Below are 24,702 nucleotides of genomic sequence, written 5' to 3' on the forward strand. Positions count from 1 at the left end.
CTCACGCTGAACCTCGGCTGCTGGCGGCACGCGCCTGGGCAATGCCAGCGGCAGCGCGAGCGATAACGCCCGGGCCTTGATAAATGAAACCGGTATAAATCTGCACCAAAGAGGCTCCCGCCTGAATTTTTTCCGCTGCCGACGCAGCATCATCAATACCACCGACACCAATCAACGGCAGGCTGCCATCCAGCGCTGCATGCAGCTCGCGCAATACTCGTGTCGACGACTCGCGCACCGGACGGCCGCTGAGACCACCCAGCTCATCACCATGTTGCAAACCCGCCACAGCAGTACGCGCGATGGTGGTGTTGGTGGCGATCACGCCATCGATTTCCTGGGCCTTGAACACCGAGGCCATGATCTCGACCTCCTCCAGCGTCAAGTCCGGGGCAATCTTCACCAGCAGCGGCACATACTTGCCGTGCTCGCCGGAGAGCTGCGCCTGACGCTCCTTCAGAGCCGCCAACAAACGCGTCAACGCCTCCTCACTTTGCAAGCTGCGTAAACCCTGCGTATTCGGTGACGAGATATTCACCGTGACATAATCGGCATGCGAATAAACCTTCTCCAGACAGATCAGGTAATCGTCTTCGGCGCGCTCGACCGGCGTGTCGAAATTCTTACCGATGTTGATGCCGAGCACGCCGTCGTAGCGCATGCGCTCAACATTACGAATCAGGTAATCCACGCCTTCGTTATTAAAACCAAGACGGTTGATGATGGCGTTGGCCTGCGGCAGGCGGAACATGCGCGGCTTCGGGTTGCCCGGCTGCGGGCGCGGCGTGACGGTGCCGACTTCGATGAAGCCGAAGCCGAGTGCAGCCAGCGCATCGATGTAATCGCCATTTTTGTCGAGGCCGGCTGAGAGACCCACCGGGTTGCGGAAGGTCAGCCCCAGTAATTCCACCGGCTGATCGGGCACTTTCGGCATACAGTTGAGCAAGCCTAAGCGTTCAGCACGCGCGAGATTGTTCAAGGTGAAGTGATGAGCCGTTTCCGGATCCAGCTGAAAGAGCGCAGCGCGCGCTAACGGGTACAACATGTAGGGAGTCTCGACGGGGGACAAGTTCGCGATTATACGCGACAAGGGGCTGCCACGAGTCAGGAATTACCCGTGGAAAACACGCCGCAAGTCCACCCTGCCCGCGCGCTGCATCGCGCGGTCGTTCCGCGGTTCGGCGCAGTGCGCCGACAAACCCCGCGTTCACCCCTGTAGGCTCTCACGTGCCATCTCTGGCGCGTGACGGTTTTCCACGGGTAATTCCTGACGCGTGAACAGCGTTCAGGTGACAGAGATCGGCGGTTACTGTCGGGCGTCGTGGCAGCGTGTGCCGTACTGGGGAATCAGGGCGTCGACAGTGAGTAGCTCAAGGCCTTCGCTTTGAGTCTGGGCAATCAGCATACGATCGAACGGGTCGCGATGAAGATCGGGCAAAGCACCCGCCTGCTCTGCATGGCGCAGTGAAATCGGCAAGGCGGAAAAACCTTCGCTTGCAACCACGGCTTCCATTTCATCTGGGGCCTCCAGCAAACCCTTCGCACGCTTGATGGATATTTCCCAAACGGTTGCGGCACTGACGAGCACTTCGTTGCGCGTATCCGCAATAAGCGCCCTCGTCTGCACGCCCAATGCATCATCATCGGCAAGCCACCAGAGCAGCACATGCGTATCCAGTAACAGACGCCTCATCTCGAAGACTCGAAGCTGTCGGCAATGTCGGCATCTGCTGCGTCAAAACCAGGTGCAATTCGGATACGACCTTTCAGGCTTCCTGGCTTGCGCACGGCAACCTGTGGTTGATGCGGCAGCAAATCCAAGTATGGCTTGCCCGCCCGGGCAATAACGACACGATCGCCAGCCCATACTCTCTCCGCAAGCTGTGATAGCTGGCTTTTGGCTTCATGCATGTTGACTTGAATGACTGTTGGCATCTCTGTACCTTTACTAGCTAACCTTAGCTAATAATGAGTGTAGACCATGATCACACGCTTCGCTAGGTATGCTCATCATTCTGAGTGACAGCCCCTGCGCGCACCGCGAGCCTTCGGACTGGATTCACGCCGAACTTGGCAACGATGATGGCACCATGCCCGCCTGTCTCTTGAGGAAACCGACCATGCAAAATACCAAGCAAGTCACCCACGAACTGATTGATCACCTGCCCGAGCAAGCTACCTGGGACGATGTGATGTACACGCTCTATGTGCGCCGGAAGCTCGAACGCTCGCTGCAGGCTGCTAACGAGGGGAAGTCACTTCTCACGAGGACGCCAAGAAGCGACTCCTGAGTCATGCGCGTTGATTGATCAGATCCAGCGCTTGATGGCAAGGGCAACAGCATCCGTGAGGTTATTGTCCAAGGCTATCGCATCCTGTACCGGGTAGAGCACGCTCGCATGCTGATGCTGGCGGTCATACACAGTAGTCGTGATGTGGATAATTAGGCTGCAACACCGTGGGCGACGCATTATCCTTATCTAAGTTGGCTTGATAAGCCTTCGTAGTAGTCGTTGTTGAGTCTGTGCGCTATTCGGCTAATGAATAAGTCGGTGTAACGCATGCTTGCTCACTATTTGGCTCGATGGCATGCTTAGTACCAGTGAGTTTGCGGCAATTGTCGGCAGGGAATGCTGTTTTAGGTTTTTCAAGCCCTGAAAGGATTGATGCCTCTCCTCTCCCTCCGGTGTTATGCAGCAGTCTGGAATTATTACGCAGCAGTGATTGCTTTATAAACCAAGTTATACATTCCAAAAGTCTAAGTACTACCCCCCCTTTCAAATTAGGCGCCCCCTATGCCATTCCTCACCCTAGCCTTCAATGCCACTAACTACACTGCCCTTTTGGGCTGGCTAGTTCTGTTCAGCTTCCCGTTGTGGCCTGAGCACGGCCGCACGGTACTGCTGAGCTGCATCGTGGTTTTTTTGTGCCTCGCCTACAGCTACACCATTTTTGTGGGCAAGCGTCACGATGCGCCCGGCGAGCATCCGCACGGCGGCTTTTTATCGCTAAAGGGCGTGCTCAGTTTGTTTAAAACACCGCGAGTAGTGCTGGGTGGCTGGATACATTTCCTAGTCTTTGACTTAATGATCGGCCTCTTTATTGCCACCGATGCTGCTTCGCGCGGCATGTCACATTGGCTACTGATACTAGCGTTGTTTCTCACCCTGATGTTTGGTCCGGCAGGTTTGCTGCTGTACCTTGCCATGCGCTTGCTCATCGGCAGTGATGTGAGTGGGATTGGCTTGATTTAAGGCCTTAAAGTGGCAATGCTCCCTGGTGTTAACAACTGCAGCAGGGCCCCTGTAATGTCTGAAAAAACCTACTTTGCGCTATTGGCAGCCATTGCCACCCTGTTCAGTGTGTTCTTTGCGCTCACCGTGATTCCCGCGTTGATGCTCGATTGGGACATCATTTCTGCGCTAGCCGCCGGCTTTGTGAACCCCTTCGCTGCGGGTTACTCGACCGATGTCATTCTGTGCTGGTGTGTGTTGGTGATCTGGGTTTTGTATGAGCGCAAAGCCAAAGGTATTCAACACGGCTGGGTGTGCCTGGTACTTGGCGCGGTTCCCGGTGTTGCGGTAGGTTTTGCCTTGTACTTAATTTTGCGCGCAAAACAACTGAGCCATCGCGAGTAATTAATTTCTGCTCATGAAAGCATAATCAACCGCTTACTTTGATAAGCGCTGATGGGCGGTTTGGACTGGTGGAAAAGACACGGCTATATCGCAGCGACTGGCGCGGGGATTAGCAGCAGCGACTCGGCATCCTGCGGTTGCGAATAGTCCGGCGTTTCGATGTAGTATCGTGACAACTTTAAGTCTAGGCGGTGCTAGAGAAATGAAGCGTATTGAGTCCGTTGAACAGCTACGGAATTTGATTGGGCAGCCGCATTCATTGACCCAACAAAAAATTTCACCGGAGTTAACCCCTGAGGCTCGCGAGTTCATTGGCAAGAGCGCCTTGCTCTTTATGGCCAGCGCGGGCAGCTTGGATGAACTCACGGTATCGCCCAAAGGTGACTTGCCCGGCTTCGTTCGTGTTTTGGACGACCATACCTTACTGATCCCCGAGCGTCCCGGTAATAAGCTCCTGCATGGTCTGTGCAATATTCTGAGTACCGGCAGTATTGGTTTGCTCTTTGTAATCCCCGGCACGGAGGAAACCCTTCGCGTGAACGGGAGTGCTTCGCTGTATGAGGATGAAGATATTTGCCAGGACATGGCGGCCAACGGCAAACCTGCGTTGCTACTGATAAAAGTGGACGTGAAAGAGTGCTTTTTCCACTGTGCGAAGGCCTTTAAGCGCAGTAATGCGTGGCAACCCGCGAGCTGGCAAGCGCCCATGAAGATCAACTTCGGTAAACAAATTGCTCGAAATGCCGCGAGCGACAAGCTCAGCCGCGCCGCCATTGCTCTAGCGGTAGACGCGGCTGTGCAGGTCGATTACAAAATGAACTTATAAAATAGGCGGCGCTTGCAGTTGAGCGACAACCGCTCAATTCTCCGCTATTCGCGTCAGCGTCTCCCGCGTATCTGAAGACAACTCCCCCGCCAGCAGCCCATCAAGCGCCGCCAGCACCAAGCGTTGTCTGCTGTCATCCAACTTCCGCCAAATCCCAAACGCCCCCGCCAATCGCGAAGCCAACTGCGGGTTCCGGGCATCAATAGCAGCCACCTCACGCGCGAGCAGCGCATAACCCGCCCCATCCGCCCGATGGAAAGCCACCGGATTGTTCCCCGCCAGCTGCGCGACCACGGCACGCACGCGGTTAGGCACCGTCCGGTCAAAATCAGGATGCGTCAACAGAGCATCTGCGATCTCAACCGCACCCGGCGCCGGCAGTGCCGCTTGCGTGGCAAACCACTGATCCAGCACCAGCGGTTCGTGACGCCAGCGTGCATGGAACTGCGCCAGCGCCGGCTCGGAACCCGGCAATTGATGATGCACCAGCAAGCTCAGCGCACTCTGTTCCGCCGTCATGTGCGGCGCTGCACTCAGCCACTGCTGAGCGATAGCGCCCGCCTCTGCCGGCTCAAGTCGCGCCAGCGCATCCAGCGCCGTGCGGGCCAGCGAGCGGCCGGCGATGGCTTCAGCGTTGTACACATAAGGCTGCAGCATGACCCCGCGCGCCAGAATGCCACGCAGCGCTGGGGCCAGCGGCGTGCAAATCGCCAGCAACACCTGCTCACGAGCGGCATGCAACGCGGCCGGGTCATACACCGCCACCTGTTCGGCGAGATAGCCTAGGCTTGGCAATTCCAGCAGCTTCACAGCCAATGCCGGATCGCTGACCGCCAGGTCCGGCCACATCGCCGCAAGGGCGTCAGCCAGAACACTGGAACGCTCGGCACGGGCACGCACATCGCCGCGACGAATCAGCTCCGCCAGCGCGACGATTTCGCGTATCGCCAGCTCCTGCGCAGCGGCCCAGCGATTGAAACCATTGCTGTCTGCGCGCACCAGGCAGGCCAGCGCGGCATCATCGCAGGCGTAATCCACGCGCACCGGCGCGCTGAAGTCACGGAACAGCGACAGCACGGGCGCTTCAGCGACACCCGAGAACACCCAAGTCTGACTCGGCTGATCGAGCATGAGCAGGAAGTCATCGCCAAGCTCGCCGTGCAAACCCACACTCAGCGCACCCTGCTCGCCGATCAGCCCCAGACGCACCGGAATCGGCAGCGGCTCCGGTTGCGGATGCCCTTCCAGCGCGGCCTGAGTCTGCGTCAAGGTCAGTGTCAGCGTTTGCGCGGCGGCATCCCAGACCGGCGATGCCGTGACTACCGGCGTGCCCGGCTGGCGATACCAGCGCAGCCAGGTCGGCAGCCACTGCGCGAGGTCACGACCATTGGCCGCACCCAACGCGATCAGGAAGTCTTCGACCGTGGCAGCACGGCCATCGTTGTCAGCAAAATATTTGTCCGTGCCACGGCGGAAACCGTCGGCACCAAGCACGGTGTGCAGCATGCGCGCGATCTCGGCGCCCTTCTCGTACACGGTCATCGTGTAGAAATTGTTGATCTCAACGAACGACTCCGGGCGCACCGGATGCGCCAGCGGGCCGGCATCTTCGGCGAACTGGTGGGTGCGCAGGAAAGCGACATCCTCCAGTCGTTGCACGGCGGCGGAGAGCTGGTCGGCGGAGAACTGCTGGTCGCGGAAGACCGTGAAGCCCTCTTTCAGACAGAGCTGGAACCAGTCGCGACAGGTCACGCGGTTACCGCTCCAGTTGTGGAAATACTCGTGCGCCACCACCGCCTCGACGCGCTGGAAGCCGGCGTCGGTGGTGGTCGCCGGGTGCGCGAGCACGCAGCTGGTGTTGAAGACGTTGAGGCCCTTGTTCTCCATCGCACCCATGTTGAAGTGCGATACCGCGACGATCATGTAGATGTCGAGGTCGTATTCGCAGCCGTACTTCTCCTCGTCCCAGCGCATGGAAGCCTTCAGCGACGCCATGGCGTGATGGCATTTGTCCTGATCCTGCGCGGCGGTAAAGATCTGCAGCGTCACTTCACGCCCCGAGCGCGTCACGAAGCGGTCTTCCAGCACAGCCAGATCGCCGGCAACCAGCGCAAACAGATAGCTCGGCTTCGGGTGCGGATCTTCCCAGGTGGCAAAATGACGGCCCGCATCCAGCTCGCCACGCACCACGCAGTTGCCGTTGGACAGCAGCACCGGGCACTGCGCCCGGTCGGCAATCACGGTCACGCGGAACGGTGCCAGCACATCCGGCCGATCAGGATACAGCGTGATTTTGCGGAAGCCCTCGGCCTCGCATTGCGTGCAATACAGGCCATGCGAGCGATACAGCCCCTCCAGCGCGAGATTGCTGTCTGGGTAGATGCGCACCGTGCTGGTGAACACACCGGCATCCGTGGCGCCCGGAAACACCCACTGCTCGCCGGCCCAATGCCAGTCGTCCGCTGTCAGAGGCTGACCATCCCAGGCCAGCGCCAGCAACTCCAGATCCGCACCGAGCAGAACCAATGGCGCATCGGCGGGAGCCGAGGGGTGTCGTTGCAGCTGAAGCGTGGCGTGCACTTCGGCACAGCCCGGCAGCAGTTCTACGGTAAATTCGGCTTGCAACACCTGATACGCCGGCACCTGATAATCCTTGAGAAAGATCTTCTCGCCGCCAGCGGGTAATTCGATTTTCATAGCACAGTCACTTCCCACTCATGGCCGGTGTACTTGCGCACATTCAGCACGCCGGTATCAAACAGCAAATATTGACCCTTGATGCCGGTCAGCACACCCACTGCCGGCTCCTTGTCCGGGCTGAACGACTTCGCCTTCACGGCAAACTGCTGCACGGGATAGTTCAGGCTCAGCACATCGGCCTGCACCCGCTCGATCTGACCGGGGAATTCGGCCTCCAGCGCCGCCAGCTCGGCAGCGCACAGCGTCATCAAGCGATCCCGCTCGGCCGCCAGATCCATTTCGGCATACTCGCCTTTCACCAGCGCCTGCCACTTGGTCTTGTCGGCCACATGCGCCGCCAGCGTGGTTTCGATCAGGCCGGACAAGCGCCGCGTGGCCACCCGGAAAATCGGCAGCGCCTGGCCCGCGCCCTGGTCTATCCAGCGCGTGGGAATCTGCGTTTCACGGGTGATGCCAACCTTCAGGCCGGACGAATTGGCCAAATACACCACATGCGGAATCATGCAGTGCTTCACGCCCCAGTCCGGTTCGCGGCAGGTGCCGAGGTGGTGATGGCAGGTCTCCGGCTTCATGATGCACATGTCGCAGGCCGCCAGCTTGATGAAGCAGCGGTAGCAATAACCCTGATTGAATGACTTGTTGCTGGATTTGCCGCAGGCCACGCAGGTGATGCGCTCGCTGGCGCGAATCTCCAGCCGCTTGCCAATCAGGCCGTTCATCGGCAGCAACACATTGTCCAGCGGCAGGAAGTAATTCAGCGCATCTGCGCTCGCTGCATTCCGTTCACACTGCATTTTCCTTACAGTACCGCGCATGACCCGTTCACCTGGTGAAAAACATTGAAGAAAACTCTGGATGCCGCCGCTTTACACCTCATCGCCACGGCACTCGAAGATAGCCAACACGCATCGGCTCAGAGCAAAAGTGGTCTATGGGTTAGTGACCAGCCCTGCCCCCCCATGCCTCCGCTGGACGCGCTGAGCTGGTCTGAATCCAGCCCCCAGAATCTATTGCAAAGCCCTTGGCAGAAACGCCATGACCTCGCCGTGACATGGTTATCGGCAGAGCTGCCTTGGCAGGATGTGTTGCACCTGCTTTCTGCCCTGCGCGACCTACATGCGCGACAACTGTTGGCATTTGTGCCCGCCGGTGCCTGGCCGGAGCAAAATGCACTGGCTCAAACCGACTCGTTACGGGCCTTAGGTTTGCAGCAGCAAGCACGATTTCAACAAGGTGATGACCTGATTGAAGCGTGGAGCTTTGATATTCGCACCTACAAAACTGTTCCTGATTGGCTTAACCCACGGTTCTGGGCCAACCCCGAAAACTGGAACAAGTACCGCTGGTAAAACAAAGACTTAATGCAAAAACTTAACACGCTGCTGTTCGGGATGCGGCGTGTCGCACACCTCGCCTTCTTTCTCTTTTTTCTCGATGTAGCCGCTGCGCTCAGTTTGAGGCAGATGCTTGGCCTCCCAGGCGATAACAGCCTGCATGCTGGTTTCCAGCTGCTCTCGTGTTAGTCGCTTGCCATCAGGCCATTTGCCCAGCTCAATGGCTTTACGCAAGTTAGCCACGATCTCGGGAGTCAGCACCTCCAGCATGCGGGAGAGCAATACTTCGTTCATTCATTATCTCCCTGGCTGAGGTGGCTACTCCAACCCAGCTTGGTGCGGCAGGCCGCGTAAAAATCATGTCCCGGCGGATGAATCAGGCGCAACTTAAAGGGATGTTTGCGCACATACACCCAGTCGCCCGCCTTCAGCATTTGCCCCGGTTGGCCGTCCGCACTCACACGAGGTGGAATATCGGACAGCACCTGAATCTTAATTTCGCTTTCGCCATCCACCACAATGGGGCGACTACTCAGCGTGTGCGGGTGCATTGGCACCAGCCCCATCGCATCCAGACGCGGATGCAAAATGGGGCCACCACCCGATAAGGCATAGGCGGTGGAGCCCGTGGGGGTGCACACAATTAAACCGTCTGAGCGCAGGCGATAGACAAACTCGCCTTCCACATAGAGCTCAAACTCAATCATGTGCACGGTCTTGCCGGTATGCAAGATGACATCGTTAAGCGCCAACATATCGCCCAGCACGAGGCCGTCGCGACACACCTCGGCACTCAGCATAAAGCGCTTATCTTCAGCAAAATCACCCCGTAATACCGCACCCAACTTATCTTCCAGCTCACTAGGCGCGACATCCGTGAGAAAGCCTAAGCGGCCACGGTTAATGCCTAACACCGGCGTATTCGAGCGCGCCAAGGCTCTTGCTGCATGCAGGAGCGAGCCATCGCCTCCGACTACAATCACGAGGTCACAGGCTTCACCCAGCGATTGCCGGGAGCACATTTGTATGTCGTTGCGGGAGGGCAACAGCGCCGCGGTATCTTCATCAAACAAGACACGCCGCCCCTGACCTTCAAGGTAGCGCTGAACGTCGAGCAGGGTATCGGCGACGGCGGTATTACCGGGTCGGCCCATTAGGCCAATATTGCGGAACCATTCCATGAGCGAACCATCTCTTGAGATGGCGCGAGTCTAGCGTTTGCTAGGCGTCACGGAAAGGGTATTACAGTTCAGTCGCATCATCGGAGCTTGCGCCAAGCTCATCGCTGGCATCTATATCCGCAGCAAACCACACGTCCAAAAACTCTTCTCGTTCCATATCCATAGTCATGCTCTCGTTATTTTCTCTTCGGTATGAACGAAGGAGAACAGAGAAAGATGACAATGCGATGACGCGAGCGACGACTCAGTGCGTCTATTTAACTTGTAGGGTCACAGCGGGGTTGCGCTGACGCTGGCCACTCAGCAGGCGCTGCCATAAGGACGCATCCGGCCATTCGGCTTGAACTTGCTCGGAGAACACGATGCGTTCCAGGGCAATGTCACCCATGCGCGGGTTTTCTATGTCGGCGCGGAAGCATTGGGCATAGCCCGTGGCGGTTTCATGCACGATGACCGAGTTCAGACGAACGTCTTGCTCGCCATTGGCCATATCGGTCAGCGCTAAAACACGGTCTACCAGCACAAACATGACGCGTGAGAATTGTTCTGCCGATGGCGATACGGGCAATGCAATCCAACGAGCGCTGAATTTACGGCAAGCATCGAGATATTCCGCGTCGTCTTGATCCCAGAACGCCACGGCATGGTCAAAGCTGTCGATTAGCGTACGAATATCGCCCTTCATTAAGCCAAAGTCATAGACCATTTGGCCATGATCCAGGGCGTTGGCTTCTAGCAAAATTTCAACCTGATAGCTGTGGCCGTGAATGGATCGACGACAGCGATCGCTGCTGCAATTGCGCACAATGTGGGCATTCTCGAAGCGAAACAGCTTACGAATCAGCATGAAGACGGGCCAGAGCGTGAGATCAGAGGGGGGCATTCTAGCAAATATCCGCTAGAAGCAGTCGCTGAACGGCGGCATTTTCGGTCGCATCTTCATAAACGCGTCGTGTAGAATCGCCACCGGACCTTTTGCCGCTGCGCCATCCCCGACCCGGGGGCCAACAGCGGTATAAACAAACGCCCTACCAGGAGTTTTATCATGAAGCAGCCCGTACGCGTGGCAGTCACCGGCGCCGCCGGCCAAATTGGTTACAGCCTGTTGTTCCGCATCGCCTCTGGCGAAATGCTGGGCAAAGACCAGCCGGTAATTTTGCAGATGCTGGAAGTGCCATTTGAGAAAGCTCAGGCTGCTCTCAAAGGCGTCATGATGGAACTCGAAGATTGCGCATTCCCGCTGTTGGCCGGCATGGTCGGTACCGATGATCCGCGCGTTGCCTTCAAGGATGTTGACTACGCCCTGCTCGTCGGTGCTCGTCCCCGTGGCCCAGGCATGGAACGCAAGGACCTGCTGTCGGCTAACGCTGAAATCTTCACCGTGCAAGGCAAAGCACTGAACGATGTCGCTTCGCGCAACGTGAAAGTGCTGGTGGTTGGCAACCCCGCTAACACCAACGCTTACATCGCCATGAAGTCGGCTCCTGATCTGCCCGCGAAGAACTTCACTGCCATGTTGCGTCTCGATCACAACCGCGCCCTCTCGCAGATCGCCGGCAAGACAGGCAAGGCCGTTGCAGACATCGAGAAGATGGTCGTGTGGGGCAACCACTCGCCAACCATGTACGCCGACTATCGTTTTGCCACTATTGGCGGCGAAGGCGTAAAAGCCATGATCAACGACGAAGAATGGAACAAGAACGTGTTCCTGCCGACTGTCGGCAAGCGCGGCGCAGCTATCATTGAAGCGCGTGGTTTGTCGTCGGCTGCTTCCGCTGCTAACGCTGCCATCGATCACATGCGCGACTGGGCCCTGGGCACCAACGGCAAGTGGGTCACCATGGGCGTGCCATCCGATGGCTCCTACGGCATTCCAGAAGAAGTCATGTACGGTGTTCCCGTTACCTGTGCCAACGGCGAATACACCCGCATTGAAGGCCTGGAAGTGGATGCATTCTCGCGTGAGCGCATGGACTTCACACTGAACGAATTGCTGGAAGAGCGTGAAGGCGTTAAGCACCTGCTGCCATAAGGCTTCTGCTTAAAACTCAACGCAAAAAATAGACCCGCTTCGGCGGGTTTATTTTTTAAAAAGCATCAATAAATTTATCGAGCTTCACATGCAATTCGTCGGATTCATTTGAATCCGAAAAATGTCGTGTTTTCTTTTTATTGTCATTTTGAAATGTTATGTTACAGCTCGCCAGGACGGCTCATAAACTCAATAACTCCGAGAGCCAAAATGCTTAAACCCGCACTGTGTTTATTCACACTCTTTGCTTCAATTCATGCCACCGCATCGACCCCAACACCATCAACCGGCACCATTCCAAACCAATACATCGTTCGTTTGAATATGGATCTTGCCAAGCAACAATTGGGACTGTCCCGCGTTGACCAAGTTGCCCAAAGCCTGCTCGGCACGCTGGGTGTCGGTAAAATTCAGCATGTCTATGCGCATGCTCTGAATGGCTTTTCCGTACGCATGACGCCATTGCAAGCCAAATTGCTCGGCGCCTTACCGATTGTTCAGGCCATTGAGCCGGATCAATGGGTTGGGATTGCAGCCTCACAAGCCAATCCCCCCTATGGTTTAGACCGTATTGACCAAGCCTCGCTGCCGCTCAATAACACGTACAACTATGCTGATAGCGCGGGCCAAGGCGTACACGTTTATATTTTAGATACTGGAATTCGCGCGACGCACAGCGATTTCATCGGCCGTATCGGCACCGGTCGCAACTTTGCACCGAACAGTTCCAGCGTACTCAATTCGTCTACTGACCCTAACAATACCAACGACTGCCAAGGTCACGGCACCCACGTTTCGGGCACAGCAGTGGGCACTCAGTATGGTGTAGCTAAAAAAGCCACCGTGCATGCTGTTCGCGTGCTCGGCTGTGATGGCTCCGGCTCCAATTCGGGCGTCATTGCCGGTGTGGATTGGGTCGTTGCGAATAAGCAACTCCCCGCTGTTGCCAACATGTCTTTAGGCGGCGGTGCCTCTAGCGCACTGGATGACGCCGTGAAGCGCGCCACGGCTGCAGGTGTGACATTTGTGGTTGCCGCGGGTAACGACAACACTGACGCCTGCAATGGCTCGCCCAATCGCGTGCCAGAGGCTGTCACCGTTGGTGCCAGCACGAAAACAGACAGCCGTGCTAGCTATTCCAATTTCGGCACTTGCCTTGATTTGTTTGCGCCAGGCGATGCAACTGTCTCTGCGGGTCATAACAGCGATAACGGCACCGCTACGCTAAGCGGGACATCAATGGCTTCACCTCATGTAGCCGGTGCAGCCGCACTCTTCTTGTCTGCCAATCCAACGGCAACGCCTGCACAAGTGTCTGATGCGTTGGTGACTCAGGCGACGGTGAACAAAATCACCAGTGCTGGCACAGGCTCCGTGAACAAGCTGCTGAATGTCACCTCCCTGGGCGGCCCAGTCAGTACGGTTCCAACCGATCCACCCACCACGCCAACCGAGCCTTGCACCAGCTCTGGGACTGGCAAAAACTGCACGCTGTACACTTTTAGCGCCAGTAACGGTAGCGCAACATTGGCACCGAATAGCAATGGCTTTAGTGCCAGCGGTAATTTGAATGGTTACCTGCAATTGCCAGCAGGCATGACAGCGACGATTACCCTGCAGCGCTTAACACGCAGCCTCTTCTCAAGCAGTTGGAGCAATGTGGCGAGCAGCAGCACGGGCACACTGAAAACCACCAATCAATCCAGTGCAACCTATCGTTGGCGCATCACCGTCACGGCAGGCAGTGGCACAGTGAAGTTCTACGGTCAGCCTAACTGATCGCTGACCGTTTCTTGGGTCAACAAAAAGCCCGGTTAGCGATGCGCTAACCGGGCTTTTTGTTGACGCCATTATTTGAAGTAGGCGTTGTCTTTTTTACTGTGGTCCGTGCTGTCAGTGACGCGGGCCAACTCAGGGATCTGCGCCTTCAGCGTGGTCTCAACGCCTTGCTTCAGTGTCATATCCACGGCGGAGCAGCCTTGGCAGCCGCCACCAAATTTCAGCACAGCCGTCCAACCAAGGTCTGGATCGTTGTAGCACTCCAGCAAGCTGACACTGCCATTGTGGGCGGCCAAGCCTGGGTTCACTTCCGCAAATAAAACGTGGTTAATACGTTCTTCGATGGGGCTATCGGAAGAAATATTCGGCACCTTGGAGCGTGGCGCTTTAAAGGTGAGCTGGCCACCCATGCGGTCTTTGTTGTAATCAATAACGGCATCGACCAAATACGTCACCGAGCGCGCATCCACATAGGCGGGGAAGCCCTCGTAATCGATACGCACATCTTCCGACTTTTCTTCGCCGAGCGTGCAATACGCCATACAACACTCAGCGCGAGGCGTTCCTGGGTTCTCCACAAAGATACGCACGCCAATGCCAGCGCTATTCTGCTTAGCCAACAATTCGCGCAAATACGCTTGAGCGGACTCGGTGATAACCATGTTGCTGGTCAGTTCACTGGTCTCTGCGTTGTTTACTGCATCACTCATTAAGAGCCCCTTAGGCGGAATTCAAACGTTGGCTGATTATAGCAGGCCTGTGGCATCTGCAAGACAGGACTCATGCTAACAGCTCTGCTACACTATCCATCCATTTTTTTGGATAGATGCCACCTCTAATGTCCAAGTCATTGTTAGCCAACACAGCCGCACGTGAAGTCCGAGTCCAGCAACTTCAGCAGGCCCTGCAAGAACGCATTCTAATTATCGATGGCGCCATGGGCACCATGATTCAGCGCCATAAGCTGGAAGAAGCAGACTATCGCGGTGAGCGCTTTGCCGATTGGCCACGTGACGTGAAGGGTAACAACGATCTTTTGGTGCTGAGTAACCCCAGCATTATTGCCGGCATTCATGATGCGTATTGCGCCGCCGGCGCCGATATTCTGGAAACCAACTCCTTTAATGGCACGCAAGTGTCCATGGCTGACTATGGCATGGAGTCTCTGGTTACTGAACTGAATCATGAAGCGGCTGCCCTCGCCCGTCGCGTCGCAGATGAGTGGACAGCACGCGAGCCGCATAAGCCGCGTTTTGTCGCTGGCGTTCTTGGCCCAACCTCGCGCACCTGCTCGATCTCGCCGGATGTGAATAACCCTGCCTTCCGCAACGTCAGCTTTGATGAGTTGGTGGTGAACTATCGCGAGGCCACCTTTGCGCTCATCGATGGCGGCGCCGACATCATTTTGATTGAAACCGTCTTTGATACGCTCAACGCCAAAGCCGCTATTTTTGCTGTACAGGATGTGTTTGAAGAGATTGGATTCACCCTGCCCATCATGATCTCCGGCACCATCACCGATGCATCTGGCCGAACCTTGTCGGGTCAAACTGCCGAAGCCTTCTGGAACTCGGTGCGTCATGCCAAGCCAATCTCGATTGGTTTTAACTGTGCGCTTGGCGGCAAAGAGTTACGCCCGTACGTGCAAGAGCTGGCCAACAAGGCAGATACCTTTGTTAGCGCCCACCCCAATGCGGGCCTGCCGAATGCTTTTGGCGAATACGACGAGACCGCCGAAGAAACCGCCGCCATCATTGAAGAGTTTGCTGCCAGTGGTTTTCTCAATATCGTGGGTGGCTGCTGCGGCACCACGCCAGAGCATATCAAGGCCATCGCCGAGGCCGTTGCTAAGTATCCGCGCCGCGTAGTGCCGAGCTTCACACCGGCCTGCAAGCTCTCCGGGCTGGAGCCATTCACGATTGACGAGAGCAGCCTGTTCGTTAATGTCGGCGAGCGCACCAATGTCACCGGCTCGAAGAAGTTCGCCCGTCTGATCCGCGAGGAGAACTACCAGGAAGCGCTGGCGATTGCCCGCGAGCAGGTCGAGGCCGGCGCACAGATCATCGACATCAACATGGACGAAGGGATGCTCGACTCCGAGCGCGCCATGGTCACCTTCCTCAACATGGTCGCCACCGAGCCAGACATCTGCCGCGTGCCAATCATGGTCGATTCGTCGAAGTGGGAGATCATCGAGTCGGGCCTGAAGTGCATCCAGGGCAAGTCGGTGGTGAACTCGATCTCGATGAAGGAAGGCATTCCCGAGTTCAAGGAACGCGCCAAGCTGTGTATGCGCTACGGTGCAGCGATCATCGTCATGGCTTTCGATGAGCAAGGCCAGGCCGACACCGAGGCGCGCAAGAACGAGATCTGCAAGCGCTCCTACGACATTCTGGTGAATGAAGTCGGCTTCCCGCCAGAAGACATTATCTTCGACCCCAACGTGTTCGCGGTCGCCACTGGCATCGAAGAGCACAACAACTACGCCGTCGACTTCATCAATTCTTGCGCCTTCATCAAGCGCGAACTGCCGTACGCGAAAATTTCCGGCGGCATTTCCAACGTGTCGTTCTCGTTCCGTGGCAACGAGCCGGTGCGCGAGGCCATCCACTCGGTCTTCCTTTACTACGCGATTCGCAACGGCCTCACGATGGGCATCGTCAACGCCGGCCAGCTTGCCATCTATGAAGATATTCCGGCTGAATTGAAAGCGCGCGTCGAGGATGTGGTGCGTAACCTGCGCGATGACGGCACCGAGCGCCTACTGGAAATCGCCGAGCAGTTCCGTGGCGATGGCAGCAAGGCCGTGGTGGAAGATGCCGCCTGGCGCAGCCTGCCAGTAGGCAAGCGCCTCGAACACGCGCTGGTGAAAGGCATCACTACCTTTATTGTGGAAGATACGGAAGAGGCCCGGCTGTCGGTAGCGCGCCCGATTCATGTCATTGAAGGCCCGCTCATGGATGGCATGAACGTAGTCGGCGACCTCTTCGGTGCTGGCAAAATGTTCCTGCCGCAGGTGGTTAAATCAGCCCGCGTCATGAAGCAGGCCGTTGCTCACCTGATCCCCTTTATTGAAGAGGAAAAAAACGGCGTCGTAGAGGCCAAAGGCAAAGTGCTGATGGCCACGGTCAAAGGTGACGTGCATGACATCGGCAAGAACATTGTGGGTGTGGTGCTCGGTTGCAACGGCTACGACATTGTCGATCTCGGGGTCATGGTGTCTTGCGAGAAAATCCTGCAAGTCGCCCGCGACGAGAAGGTCGACATTATTGGCTTGTCCGGTCTCATCACGCCGTCACTGGACGAGATGGTGCATGTGGCGCGCGAAATGCAACGCCAAGGCTTTACGATTCCGCTCATGATCGGCGGCGCGACAACATCAAAAGCGCACACCGCCGTGAAGATTGACCCGCAATACAATAACGATGCCGTGATTTATGTCGCGGACGCATCTCGCGCTGTGGGTGTTGTCACCACGCTACTCAGCAAGGACATGAAGCCAGCGTACATTGCTGAGCGCCGAACGGAGTACGCGGAGGTACGCGAGCGCATCAACAACCGCCAACCCCGTGGCGAGCGTGTACCCTACGCCAAAGCCGTGGCCCAAGGTGTGATTACCGACTGGGCAAATGCGAAGCCCGTTGCTCCCAACACACCCGGCATCACGGTATTTGACCACTACCCGCTTGAGGAACTGGTGTCGTACTTTGACTGGACACCTTTCTTCATTTCCTGGGACCTGCACGGCAAGTACCCCAAAATTTTGCACGATGAAGTTGTTGGCGAAGCAGCACGCAGCCTCTTTGCCGATGCACAGAATATGTTGCAAGAGCTCATCGCCAATAAAACACTGCGGGCTCGCGGCGTGATTGGGTTGTGGCCCGCTAACCGCACCGGCAGTGACGACATTCAACTGTGGCAGGATGCCGACCGCACGGATGTGCTCGGACAGATTCATTGCTTGCGTCAGCAGAGCGAAAAAGTCAGTGGCAAACCCAACTACTCCTTAGCTGACTTCGTCGCACCACTCGACAGTGGCATTGCCGATTATGTGGGCGGGTTTGCGGTGTCGGTTCACGGAGCCGATGAGTTAGCGGAACAGTATGAACGCGCCGGCGATATGTATAACGGCATTCTGGTGAAAGCCTTGGCCGATCGCTTTGCAGAAGCGCTGGCTGAGTGCTTGCACCGTCGTGTCCGTAAGGAGTTCTGGGGTTATGCGCCGGATGAGACCCTAGATAACGCCGATCTCATCGCCGAAAAATATGTGGGTATTCGCCCCGCGCCGGGTTACCCCGCTTGCCCGGAGCATAGTGAAAAAGCTGAGCTGTTCCGCTGGCTAGATGCACCGAAAAATGCCGGCATGCAGCTTACCGAGCATTTCGCCATGCTGCCCGCCTCGGCTGTCTCTGGTTGGTATTTTGCCCACCCACAAGCCACCTACTTTAACGTGGGCAAAATCGACCGTGATCAGGTTGAAAACTACGCGGCTCGCAAGGGTTGGGACATGGCGACCGCTGAACGTTGGCTATCGCCAAATTTGGGGTATGATCCGGACAGAAATTAACCACCCGGCGCGACTCTGTCGTGACCGGCCGCCAGTAAGAGCGGGTCATCAGACGGAGTTTCGCGTGCAAAAGGGTTATAGCCATCCGCTGCCGCCAGGCGGCCCCAAAGAGAAGCCACGTTGGCGTCAAGCCATCAGTCGCTTCCTGCGCTCAGGCTTTAACGTCGCTGGCTTGAAGCACGTGGATTTAGATGAAAACGCTGAGAGTGCAGAAATTTTCGTGCTCTCAGGCATTTTTCTAGCCGGCATTATTGTCGGGGTGATTTGGATCTTACTGCAGGACTATTTCGAGCCAACGCTTTAAGTCGGCTCGAAAACCCCTTAATGCCATCGCGCTTGAGTGGCGCGTTGCCACCAACGCGTTAACACGCGATCCGCGCTTTCCTCAGCAGCCAAACCCAATTTCTGCGCCAAGGTCTTGCGCTGACGCCAATGCAAGGCAAATAAGTCCGCCGAATTCGCCCGTTGACGCAAATAGTCATCACTGGTTTGCAGCGCATCGACTAAGTTCAACGCGATGGCTTGCGTGGCAAACCAATGCTCCCCTGTGGCCACGACTTCAATTTCCACTTGCGGACGCCATTGCTGCACAAATTGCTTAAACAACTGATGGGTTTCATCAATATCATGCTGAAACTTTTCACGCCCAGCGTCGGTATTTTCGCCCAGTAAGGTCAACGTACGTTTGTATTCACCGGCGGTCATCAACTCAACGTCAATATCGTTTTTCTTGAGCAGGCGATGAAAGTTAGGAATTTGCGCCACCACTCCAATGGAGCCCACGATGGCAAACGGCGCGGCCAGCAAGCGATTAGCCAGACAAGCCATCATGTAGCCGCCACTGGCCGCCACTTTATCGACACAAATAGTCAACGACACTCCCGCATCACGGATGCGCGCTAACTGAGAAGCTGCTAAACCATAGCCGTGAACGACCCCGCCCGGGCTTTCCAACAACAGCACCACTTCATCGCGACCAGCGACTGCCACGGCGAGCAGAGCCGACACTTCCTGACGCAAATGCGCGACGGCCGAGGCCGCCATATCGCCGGAAAATTGCAGCACAAACACCCGTGCACGAAGTTGGGTGGCATCCGCAGGCTGGGCAGCAGCGGCTTTTAATGCCGCTTTTTCCGCTTTCGCTTTCGCTTTGCGCTGCTTGCGCTCGACCTTCCAAGCGGCATCATCCCATACCAATGTACGCAAACCATCGGCTTCTGCTTGGTAACGATCATTCAGCGCCTCAACATCAAGGTAGCCGGTTTGCAGGCCCTCACCTTCTTGCTTTGAACGTGAAATCAATCGCAGCAAAATCGCCAGCAGAATCACACCGGTCACGCCTTTTGCCAAAAATAATCCGTACGCAGACAACCACTCCATTAAAAATTACTCACTGATAAGTTGCTGATGAAATGCCTGACGCTCGCGAACCACTTGATCGATGAGCAAGCGCGCAATGCTGCCTGTAGGGGGAACAAAGGGTAATTGATCAAAACGATAAAAGCCGGCCTCGGCAATTTCATCATCCTGCAGCTTGATCTCGCCGCCCGCGTAGTCGGCAATAAAGCCGAGCATGAGATTGCTAGGAAATGGCCAGGGCTGACTGGTCACATAGCGAATATTCGTGACCTCAACGCCCACCTCTTCGCGCACCTCACGGACCAGAGTTTCTTCGGCGGACTCGCCCGCTTCCATAAAGCCAGCGAGCGCGCTGAACATGCCATTAGTGAAGCGATGTGCGCGCGCTAAGAGCAACTCATCTCCCTTCACAATAACGACGATGACACAGGGATTAATTCGCGGATAACAACTGTGGCCGCAGCTAGGACAAACCCGTGCGCGCTCATTCAATTCATGCCGTTGCATGCCAGAGCCGCATTGGCCGCAGTAACGATGTGTTTTAGACCATTCCAGAATTTGCGCTGCGCGACCGGCCAACTGAAAGATATGCGCGTCTGGTGCAATTACTAACTGACGAAGCGGCACTAAATCATAGTCTTCGGGCAACACTGCACTGAGGCTGCTATCGAGCTGAACCGTAAAGCAAGGCTGTGAATTGACCTCGCCAAGGTAGTGCCATTCCGCATCTATGGAGGTGGCGGAAATCACGTGGATGTACTGTGGCCATGTGAACGTCTTCACGTCGATCAGCAGTTCGTTGCCTCTGAAAGCAATGACAGAGGCCTCATAGGGAATGTGGCCGGTAAAGTGATGGCCTGGTATAAATTCTGTACTCACGCATCGGCCTCAGTCTGGGTTAGTTCAAGCTGCCGAAATAAACTGTTGGCATTGATCGCTTTATCGAGAACCGCCACACGCTGCAGATGGGTGTCCATTTCTTCCGCGCTGGCTTTAATTACCGGTAAGTGAGGACGCTGGGGCGATAATCGCCGAACGGTCTCACCGCCACTTTCCCCAGACTCATTCGAATCTTCTTCATGCCCCAAGGACAGCCCAACTTGGCCGCCGGTCATGGCTAAATAGACTTCTGCCAGAATCTCAGCGTCCAACAAGGCACCATGATAGGTTCGGTCGCGTTGATCTGCGAAATAACGGCGAGCTAAGGCATCGAGATTATTCTTCTGGCCCGGATGCTTAGCCCGGGCCATCGGCAACGTATCTAGCACCGTGCATTTTTCTTGAATGCGCGGCATGTTCAGTCGCGCCAGCTCGGCATTCAGAAAGCCGACATCGAAGCTGGCGTTGTGGATGACTAATTCGGCGCCATCAACGAAGGTTAGGAACGCCTCTGCGATATCGGCAAAGCGAGGCTTATCGCGCAAAAACTCATTGGTAATGCCATGCACCGCCATAGCCCCGGCATCTACTTCCCGGTCTGGCTGTAAATAGTGATGAAAGCTGCGCTTGGTTAGACGACGGTTAATCATCTCCAAGCAGCCCACTTCAATGATGCGATGCCCCAGCGCGGGATCTAAGCCGGTGGTTTCGATATCGAGAATAATCTGTCTCATGCTGCCTTCAAGCCTCGGTCTATGGCCTCATTGGCTAACTGGTCTGCGGCCTCGTTGCCCGGATCACCCGCATGGCCCTTCACCCAGCGCCAATCAATGTGGTGACGCTGAGATTCGGCATCGAGCGCCTGCCAAATATCCGCATTTTTCACCGGCGCCTTAGCTGCCGTGCGCCACCCTCTGGCCTTCCAGCCTGGCAGCCACTCACTCATGCCTTTACGAAGATACTCGGAGTCTGTCCACAAAATTACCTGACAGGGTGTTTTTAAGGCGCGCAGGGCTTCCAGCGCAGCCGTCAGCTCCATGCGATTATTTGTGGTCATCGCCTCAAAGCCGGAGAGCTCTTTTCGATGTGCACCGGAGACTAATAACGCGCCCCAACCGCCAGGGCCTGGATTGCCGCGACAGGCACCATCCGTGTGAATCACCACAGTACTCGACATGTAACTTCCTACTTCGCTGAATGATCAATGGTGGATTGTGGTTGCCACCCTAAGGTGGTCGATGTCGATTTTTTTGCACGGCGTTTTAAGCGGGGTGTGTTGGGGCAAATCGTTTCACGTTGCCACAACTGCACACTCCACTCAGCCCCAAACGGCAGCCATTGCTGCCAAGCAGCAGACCATTTACTTGCGACCAGCTCGGGAAACAGGCTGACGGGCCTCGCGTCTCCCCACGCACTTTGACATAACACCCAATCGTGTCCCGAACACAGCGGCATACCGATTTGACACCAGCTATTTAGCAGGGGTGACTCTATCCAGATCAGTATTCTGGCGGATGGTCCCAGCGAGGCGCCCATTTGAGCTAATACGGCCGGCAGCTCAGCGATGTCATTGGCAGCCACTCGCCAAATCACTAGGTCCAGACTGAGGGGCTGGATAGGCCATGCAGAGGCCTGAGCCAAAAAGGATTCACCGAAGTGATAAACATGTGGAATTCGCAGGTTGTCGCGGTTAAGCGACTCACTACTCAGCTCAACGGCCCATAAGCCGTGACACTCCCGTAAGTACCGCTGCCAAACCAGAGACATTCTCGCCCGTGCACGGAGGGCTTGCGCCGAAGTCCAGGCCGTACGCGACATCACACTGGGCAGTAATTGAAGAGCTGTCATGACAGTATGTTCACACAAGTTCAGGCTATTATTGAGACTCCTTCGCTAGCTGTCACGCGCTCATGCATAGCCCCATCGCAATTTCGTCATTTAACGACAATTACATTTGGATAATCGAGACCGATCAAGGCTGCTGGGTTGTTGACCCTGGTGACGCCAAACCGGTGATTTCGTGGCTAGTGGCTAACCAACAGCGCATCGCCGGCATTTTACTCACGCACCACCATGCCGATCATGTGGGCGGCGTTGAGGCGCTAGAAGCATTTGCACAAACTCAGCAGCAAACGCTAACAGTGTGGGGCCCAGATGAATGCCAGCGCTGGCGCACAGAGGCCGCTAAACCCGGTGATTTGCTCAGTCTGCCTGGGCTGGGTCAGGTCAGCGTTATCGATGTTTCCGCGCATACCTTGGGCCATATTGCCTATTTCTTACCCGAGCCAGCCTGGCTGTTTTGTGGCGACAGCTTGTTTAGCGCCGGTTGTGGACGTTTATTTGAAGGTACACCATTACAGCTCTTTCATACCTTGCAGCGCATCAATGACCTGCCCGCACACACGCACATATTCCCCGCACATGAGTACACTCAAAAGAACTTAGCCTTTGCTCAACACGTAGAGCCCAGCAACGAATCCCTCGCACTGGCCTACCATGAAGTGTCGTCATGGCGGGAACAGAAGCGGCCTAGCTTACCCACCACGCTAGCGCGAGAACGGCTCATCAATCCCTTTTTAAGACTGCATAGCCCAGAGCTAAGAGAACAGGTATCGCACTTTGCCGAGCAAGCATTTCAGTCGGAAGTCATCACACTGGCTCAACTAAGGCAGTGGAAAGACCAAAGCTAATCTCTGGGTTTGCCTTTATTAAGCTAAGCAACTTGTTGATTCGCGATAACTTTAGATACATTTACTTGCTTGCAAGAATAGCGTTGCGCTGTCTACTATCGGGTCATTGTAATTTTTTGTTCGTGGTTTTTTCTTTTTTCATGCCACGAATCACTATCTATGAGTCCCGTTATGCCGCTCAGTACTAAATCAAAACACTTCGCCCAGCGGGTCGTTTTAGCGATTAGAACCCATTCCCTTCGTCTGGTGTATTTATGTGTTTTGACCGGTACTGCCGGCGCTTATGCCGACAGCAACGCTGAAACCGTTACCCTCAGCAACGGCCAAGTCATCATCGTCAACCTGGCAGAGCCGGTTGAAAACAGTCGCAGCGCGACACTAAGCCAGAACGACAGCAGCAGCTATGATTTGATTCATCGACTCCGCAAAGGCTTCGTCCTCGATACTGACCTTTCCGAAGAGCGCTTACAGCGCCAAAAACAGATTCTGATGGGCAAGCAGGCCTATGTGGATCGCATTCTTGAACGCGCTCAACGCCACATGTACCTGGCCGTAACGGAAGCCGAGCGCCGTCAACTACCCGCTGAATTAGCCTTACTCCCTGTCATTGAAAGTGCCTATGACCCCATGGCGACGTCTCGCTCGCAAGCAGCCGGTTTGTGGCAGTTCATTCCGGACACAGGTCGCTTGTATGGTCTCGATCAGACTTGGTATTTCGATGGTCGTCGTGATCCTTTAGCGTCCACAAAAGCCGCTTATGACTACCTGGCAAAACTAAACTCCATTTTTAATAGTTGGGAGCTGGCACTTGCCGCTTACAACGCAGGTCCAGGTACCGTATCTCGAGCCATCAAGCGTAATATTGCCCTTGGTCTACCGACGGACTATTGGTCCCTAAAGCTCCCTGCTGAAACCATGGCCTATGTGCCTCGCTTCCTAGCGGTAGCCGCTCTGTTTAAATCGCCCGAAAACTTCAACGTGCGAATGGCAAGCATTCCCAATCGACCCTATTACCGAACCATTAATACCACCAGCCCCTTGACCCTCAACGAGGTGGCGGAAATTACAGGCCTATCGCACGCCTTTATTCGTGAGCTAAACCCCGCGTATCGCCGTGACAGCAACCCGCCCCAAGGCCCTTATCATTGGCATTTACCAGCAACCTTAGACGTGGCGCTTGAAAACCAGCTTATGCAGTCTGCCGGTGGCCCACGCGTTTTAGTGGTTAAGAATGAGGCTAAGCCCCTCGATAACTTCACTGCTACTGCCTATAAGCCCAGCAATGATGCGCCTGTCGTTCAACCTGCCAGCTTCAGTAGCGAAACCACGCCCTATATCGTTCAAGCTGGCGACACGTGGACATCCGTTGCTCGTGAATTCGGCCTTTCAACAACCGCAGTGATGGCCGCAAATTTTGCACAACGTGACGACAACTTAAGCATCGGACGCGAGCTCAACCTACCCACGGCGCGCCGCATTAGCGCCATGGCCTCGGATGTTATTCAAGTCAATGACGTCGCATCTGATGCGCGTATTGAACTTCGTCGTCGCGTGGTAAAGGGCGACACCCTGTCCTCGCTCGCCCGTCAGTACCAAGTCACTCTGGCCGAGTTACGCGCTTGGAATGGCAGCATCCAATATTTAACCGTGGGTCAGGAATTGATCTTGCGTGTGCTTCCCAGTGTTTTAAACTCCAAGGCACTTTAACGCAGGGAGT

26 protein-coding genes are annotated in these 24,702 nt (G+C 55.8%); 11 read left to right on the plus strand and 15 right to left on the minus strand.

The features are described from left to right. Position 1: 1 nt before the first annotated feature. The 3 genes from A8710_RS07780 to A8710_RS07790 form a co-directional block, all read right to left on the minus strand. Positions 2-1,042 (minus strand): quinone-dependent dihydroorotate dehydrogenase, encoded by a 1,041-nt coding sequence (locus A8710_RS07780; RefSeq protein ID WP_198341686.1) that lies wholly within the window; start codon positions 1,040-1,042, stop codon positions 2-4. A 264-nt stretch (positions 1,043-1,306) separates the two neighbouring features. Continuing rightward, on the minus strand, positions 1,307-1,693 hold the full coding sequence (locus A8710_RS07785; RefSeq protein WP_068859412.1) for a type II toxin-antitoxin system VapC family toxin: 387 nt from the start codon (positions 1,691-1,693) through the stop codon (positions 1,307-1,309). After that, a complete protein-coding gene (locus A8710_RS07790) occupies positions 1,690-1,935 on the minus strand; it encodes a type II toxin-antitoxin system Phd/YefM family antitoxin (protein ID WP_068859414.1) in 246 nt (81 codons plus the stop codon). The genes A8710_RS07785 and A8710_RS07790 overlap by 4 nt, the downstream gene beginning before the upstream one ends. Before the next feature lie 68 nt (positions 1,936-2,003). On the opposite strand from A8710_RS07790, the gene A8710_RS12340 reads away from it, so the two are divergent. Continuing rightward, the gene (locus A8710_RS12340; protein WP_198341640.1) at positions 2,004-2,291 is read left to right on the plus strand and encodes a hypothetical protein; all 288 of its coding nucleotides are present in this window, start codon (positions 2,004-2,006) and stop codon (positions 2,289-2,291) included. 18 nt (positions 2,292-2,309) lie between these two features. Here A8710_RS12340 and A8710_RS12600 read toward each other — a convergent pair whose 3' ends face one another. After that, positions 2,310-2,471: a hypothetical protein gene (locus A8710_RS12600; RefSeq protein WP_264753527.1), complete on the minus strand. Its 162-nt coding sequence runs from the start codon at positions 2,469-2,471 to the stop codon at positions 2,310-2,312. Between the two features lie 324 nt (positions 2,472-2,795). Here A8710_RS12600 and A8710_RS07800 point away from each other — a divergent pair, with 324 nt between their 5' ends. The 3 genes from A8710_RS07800 to A8710_RS07810 all read left to right on the plus strand — a co-directional run bounded on the left by A8710_RS07800 (position 2,796) and on the right by A8710_RS07810 (position 4,464). After that, the gene (locus A8710_RS07800) at positions 2,796-3,254 is read left to right on the plus strand and encodes an abscisic acid-deficient protein Aba4 family protein (RefSeq protein ID WP_068859416.1); all 459 of its coding nucleotides are present in this window, start codon (positions 2,796-2,798) and stop codon (positions 3,252-3,254) included. A 54-nt stretch (positions 3,255-3,308) separates the two neighbouring features. Then, positions 3,309-3,638 carry a DUF2834 domain-containing protein gene (locus tag A8710_RS07805; RefSeq protein WP_068859418.1) on the plus strand — a complete coding sequence of 110 codons (330 nt, stop codon included), beginning with the start codon at positions 3,309-3,311 and terminating at the stop codon, positions 3,636-3,638. 202 nt (positions 3,639-3,840) lie between these two features. After that, positions 3,841-4,464 (plus strand): MSMEG_1061 family FMN-dependent PPOX-type flavoprotein, encoded by a 624-nt coding sequence (locus tag A8710_RS07810; protein ID WP_068859420.1) that lies wholly within the window; start codon positions 3,841-3,843, stop codon positions 4,462-4,464. Positions 4,465-4,497: 33 nt separating this feature from the next. On the opposite strand, the gene pepN is transcribed toward A8710_RS07810, so the two are convergent. After that, on the minus strand, positions 4,498-7,161 hold the full coding sequence (gene pepN, locus A8710_RS07815) for an aminopeptidase N (RefSeq protein ID WP_068859422.1): 2,664 nt from the start codon (positions 7,159-7,161) through the stop codon (positions 4,498-4,500). Beyond that, positions 7,158-7,958: a DUF2797 domain-containing protein gene (locus tag A8710_RS07820; RefSeq protein ID WP_227513003.1), complete on the minus strand. Its 801-nt coding sequence runs from the start codon at positions 7,956-7,958 to the stop codon at positions 7,158-7,160. The genes pepN and A8710_RS07820 overlap by 4 nt, the downstream gene beginning before the upstream one ends. A 45-nt stretch (positions 7,959-8,003) precedes the next feature. On the opposite strand from A8710_RS07820, the gene A8710_RS07825 reads away from it, so the two are divergent. Next, positions 8,004-8,513, plus strand: a complete 510-nt coding sequence (locus tag A8710_RS07825) for a DUF6231 family protein (protein ID WP_068859427.1) — start codon at positions 8,004-8,006, stop codon at positions 8,511-8,513. 9 nt (positions 8,514-8,522) lie between these two features. Here A8710_RS07825 and A8710_RS07830 read toward each other — a convergent pair whose 3' ends face one another. From A8710_RS07830 to A8710_RS07840, 3 genes are all read right to left on the minus strand, one after another. After that, complete coding sequence (locus tag A8710_RS07830) at positions 8,523-8,792, minus strand: YeaC family protein (RefSeq protein ID WP_068859429.1); 270 nt, start codon at positions 8,790-8,792, stop codon at positions 8,523-8,525. Continuing rightward, positions 8,789-9,679, minus strand: coding sequence for an NAD(+) kinase (locus tag A8710_RS07835; protein ID WP_068859430.1), 891 nt, complete (start codon positions 9,677-9,679; stop codon positions 8,789-8,791). The genes A8710_RS07830 and A8710_RS07835 overlap by 4 nt, the downstream gene beginning before the upstream one ends. Before the next feature lie 253 nt (positions 9,680-9,932). Beyond that, positions 9,933-10,562 (minus strand): 6-pyruvoyl trahydropterin synthase family protein, encoded by a 630-nt coding sequence (locus A8710_RS07840; RefSeq protein WP_264753528.1) that lies wholly within the window; start codon positions 10,560-10,562, stop codon positions 9,933-9,935. A 162-nt stretch (positions 10,563-10,724) separates the two neighbouring features. Between A8710_RS07840 and A8710_RS07845 the strand changes: the two genes are divergently transcribed. Beyond that, positions 10,725-11,711 carry a malate dehydrogenase gene (locus A8710_RS07845; RefSeq protein ID WP_068859431.1) on the plus strand — a complete coding sequence of 329 codons (987 nt, stop codon included), beginning with the start codon at positions 10,725-10,727 and terminating at the stop codon, positions 11,709-11,711. 210 nt (positions 11,712-11,921) lie between these two features. Further along, positions 11,922-13,490, plus strand: a complete 1,569-nt coding sequence (locus A8710_RS07850) for a S8 family peptidase (RefSeq protein WP_068859433.1) — start codon at positions 11,922-11,924, stop codon at positions 13,488-13,490. A gap of 71 nt (positions 13,491-13,561) precedes the next feature. Here A8710_RS07850 and nfuA read toward each other — a convergent pair whose 3' ends face one another. Then, on the minus strand, positions 13,562-14,200 hold the full coding sequence (gene nfuA / locus A8710_RS07855; protein WP_068859435.1) for a Fe-S biogenesis protein NfuA: 639 nt from the start codon (positions 14,198-14,200) through the stop codon (positions 13,562-13,564). Positions 14,201-14,328: 128 nt separating this feature from the next. Between nfuA and metH the strand changes: the two genes are divergently transcribed. Both metH and A8710_RS07865 read left to right on the plus strand, forming a co-directional pair. Continuing rightward, positions 14,329-18,057 (plus strand): methionine synthase, encoded by a 3,729-nt coding sequence (metH, locus tag A8710_RS07860; protein ID WP_068859437.1) that lies wholly within the window; start codon positions 14,329-14,331, stop codon positions 18,055-18,057. 64 nt (positions 18,058-18,121) lie between these two features. After that, a complete protein-coding gene (locus tag A8710_RS07865; RefSeq protein ID WP_068859439.1) occupies positions 18,122-18,361 on the plus strand; it encodes a hypothetical protein in 240 nt (79 codons plus the stop codon). A 17-nt stretch (positions 18,362-18,378) separates the two neighbouring features. On the opposite strand, the gene sohB is transcribed toward A8710_RS07865, so the two are convergent. Genes sohB through A8710_RS12250 form a run of 5 tightly spaced genes read right to left on the minus strand, consistent with a single transcriptional unit; the run spans position 18,379 to position 22,143 of the window. Next, the gene (gene sohB / locus A8710_RS07870; protein WP_068859442.1) at positions 18,379-19,437 is read right to left on the minus strand and encodes a protease SohB; all 1,059 of its coding nucleotides are present in this window, start codon (positions 19,435-19,437) and stop codon (positions 18,379-18,381) included. 6 nt (positions 19,438-19,443) lie between these two features. Continuing rightward, positions 19,444-20,295 carry an NAD(+) diphosphatase gene (nudC, locus tag A8710_RS07875; protein ID WP_082968735.1) on the minus strand — a complete coding sequence of 284 codons (852 nt, stop codon included), beginning with the start codon at positions 20,293-20,295 and terminating at the stop codon, positions 19,444-19,446. Next, positions 20,292-21,029, minus strand: coding sequence for a DNA polymerase III subunit epsilon (gene dnaQ / locus A8710_RS07880; RefSeq protein WP_068859444.1), 738 nt, complete (start codon positions 21,027-21,029; stop codon positions 20,292-20,294). Before dnaQ ends, nudC begins: the two co-directional genes overlap by 4 nt. Then, positions 21,026-21,472 carry a ribonuclease HI gene (rnhA, locus tag A8710_RS07885; RefSeq protein WP_068859446.1) on the minus strand — a complete coding sequence of 149 codons (447 nt, stop codon included), beginning with the start codon at positions 21,470-21,472 and terminating at the stop codon, positions 21,026-21,028. The genes dnaQ and rnhA overlap by 4 nt, the downstream gene beginning before the upstream one ends. An 8-nt stretch (positions 21,473-21,480) precedes the next feature. Further along, positions 21,481-22,143, minus strand: a complete 663-nt coding sequence (locus tag A8710_RS12250) for a hypothetical protein (RefSeq protein ID WP_157686350.1) — start codon at positions 22,141-22,143, stop codon at positions 21,481-21,483. A 62-nt stretch (positions 22,144-22,205) separates the two neighbouring features. Here A8710_RS12250 and gloB point away from each other — a divergent pair, with 62 nt between their 5' ends. Beyond that, a complete protein-coding gene (gene gloB / locus A8710_RS07890) occupies positions 22,206-22,985 on the plus strand; it encodes a hydroxyacylglutathione hydrolase (protein WP_068859448.1) in 780 nt (259 codons plus the stop codon). A 159-nt stretch (positions 22,986-23,144) separates the two neighbouring features. Continuing rightward, entirely contained in the window at positions 23,145-24,692 is a 1,548-nt protein-coding gene (locus A8710_RS07895; protein ID WP_082968736.1) for a transglycosylase SLT domain-containing protein, read from the plus strand. Positions 24,693-24,702: the final 10 nt, after the last annotated feature.

The sequence above is a fragment of the Perlucidibaca aquatica genome, from assembly GCF_001676655.1.
Lineage (GTDB): Bacteria > Pseudomonadota > Gammaproteobacteria > Pseudomonadales > Moraxellaceae > Perlucidibaca > Perlucidibaca aquatica.

Excerpts from the sequence above, each read along its gene's own strand:
- A8710_RS07790 (WP_068859414.1), bottom strand. The coding sequence starts at position 1,935 with ATGCCAACAGTCATTCAAGTCAACATGCATGAAGCCAAAAGCCAGCTA.
- rnhA (WP_068859446.1), bottom strand. The coding sequence starts at position 21,472 with ATGTCGAGTACTGTGGTGATTCACACGGATGGTGCCTGTCGCGGCAAT.
- nfuA (WP_068859435.1), bottom strand. The coding sequence starts at position 14,200 with ATGAGTGATGCAGTAAACAACGCAGAGACCAGTGAACTGACCAGCAAC.
- pepN (WP_068859422.1), bottom strand. The coding sequence starts at position 7,161 with ATGAAAATCGAATTACCCGCTGGCGGCGAGAAGATCTTTCTCAAGGAT.
- A8710_RS07850 (WP_068859433.1), top strand. The coding sequence starts at position 11,922 with ATGCTTAAACCCGCACTGTGTTTATTCACACTCTTTGCTTCAATTCAT.
- A8710_RS07895 (WP_082968736.1), top strand. The coding sequence starts at position 23,145 with ATGAGTCCCGTTATGCCGCTCAGTACTAAATCAAAACACTTCGCCCAG.
- A8710_RS07840 (WP_264753528.1), bottom strand. The coding sequence starts at position 10,562 with ATGCCCCCCTCTGATCTCACGCTCTGGCCCGTCTTCATGCTGATTCGT.
- gloB (WP_068859448.1), top strand. The coding sequence starts at position 22,206 with ATGCATAGCCCCATCGCAATTTCGTCATTTAACGACAATTACATTTGG.
- A8710_RS07835 (WP_068859430.1), bottom strand. The coding sequence starts at position 9,679 with ATGGAATGGTTCCGCAATATTGGCCTAATGGGCCGACCCGGTAATACC.
- A8710_RS07830 (WP_068859429.1), bottom strand. The coding sequence starts at position 8,792 with ATGAACGAAGTATTGCTCTCCCGCATGCTGGAGGTGCTGACTCCCGAG.
- A8710_RS07805 (WP_068859418.1), top strand. The coding sequence starts at position 3,309 with ATGTCTGAAAAAACCTACTTTGCGCTATTGGCAGCCATTGCCACCCTG.
- A8710_RS07810 (WP_068859420.1), top strand. The coding sequence starts at position 3,841 with ATGAAGCGTATTGAGTCCGTTGAACAGCTACGGAATTTGATTGGGCAG.
- metH (WP_068859437.1), top strand. The coding sequence starts at position 14,329 with ATGTCCAAGTCATTGTTAGCCAACACAGCCGCACGTGAAGTCCGAGTC.
- A8710_RS07800 (WP_068859416.1), top strand. The coding sequence starts at position 2,796 with ATGCCATTCCTCACCCTAGCCTTCAATGCCACTAACTACACTGCCCTT.
- sohB (WP_068859442.1), bottom strand. The coding sequence starts at position 19,437 with ATGGAGTGGTTGTCTGCGTACGGATTATTTTTGGCAAAAGGCGTGACC.
- dnaQ (WP_068859444.1), bottom strand. The coding sequence starts at position 21,029 with ATGAGACAGATTATTCTCGATATCGAAACCACCGGCTTAGATCCCGCG.
- A8710_RS07845 (WP_068859431.1), top strand. The coding sequence starts at position 10,725 with ATGAAGCAGCCCGTACGCGTGGCAGTCACCGGCGCCGCCGGCCAAATT.
- A8710_RS07820 (WP_227513003.1), bottom strand. The coding sequence starts at position 7,958 with ATGCAGTGTGAACGGAATGCAGCGAGCGCAGATGCGCTGAATTACTTC.
- A8710_RS12600 (WP_264753527.1), bottom strand. The coding sequence starts at position 2,471 with ATGCGTCGCCCACGGTGTTGCAGCCTAATTATCCACATCACGACTACT.
- A8710_RS12250 (WP_157686350.1), bottom strand. The coding sequence starts at position 22,143 with ATGACAGCTCTTCAATTACTGCCCAGTGTGATGTCGCGTACGGCCTGG.
- A8710_RS07785 (WP_068859412.1), bottom strand. The coding sequence starts at position 1,693 with ATGAGGCGTCTGTTACTGGATACGCATGTGCTGCTCTGGTGGCTTGCC.
- A8710_RS12340 (WP_198341640.1), top strand. The coding sequence starts at position 2,004 with ATGCTCATCATTCTGAGTGACAGCCCCTGCGCGCACCGCGAGCCTTCG.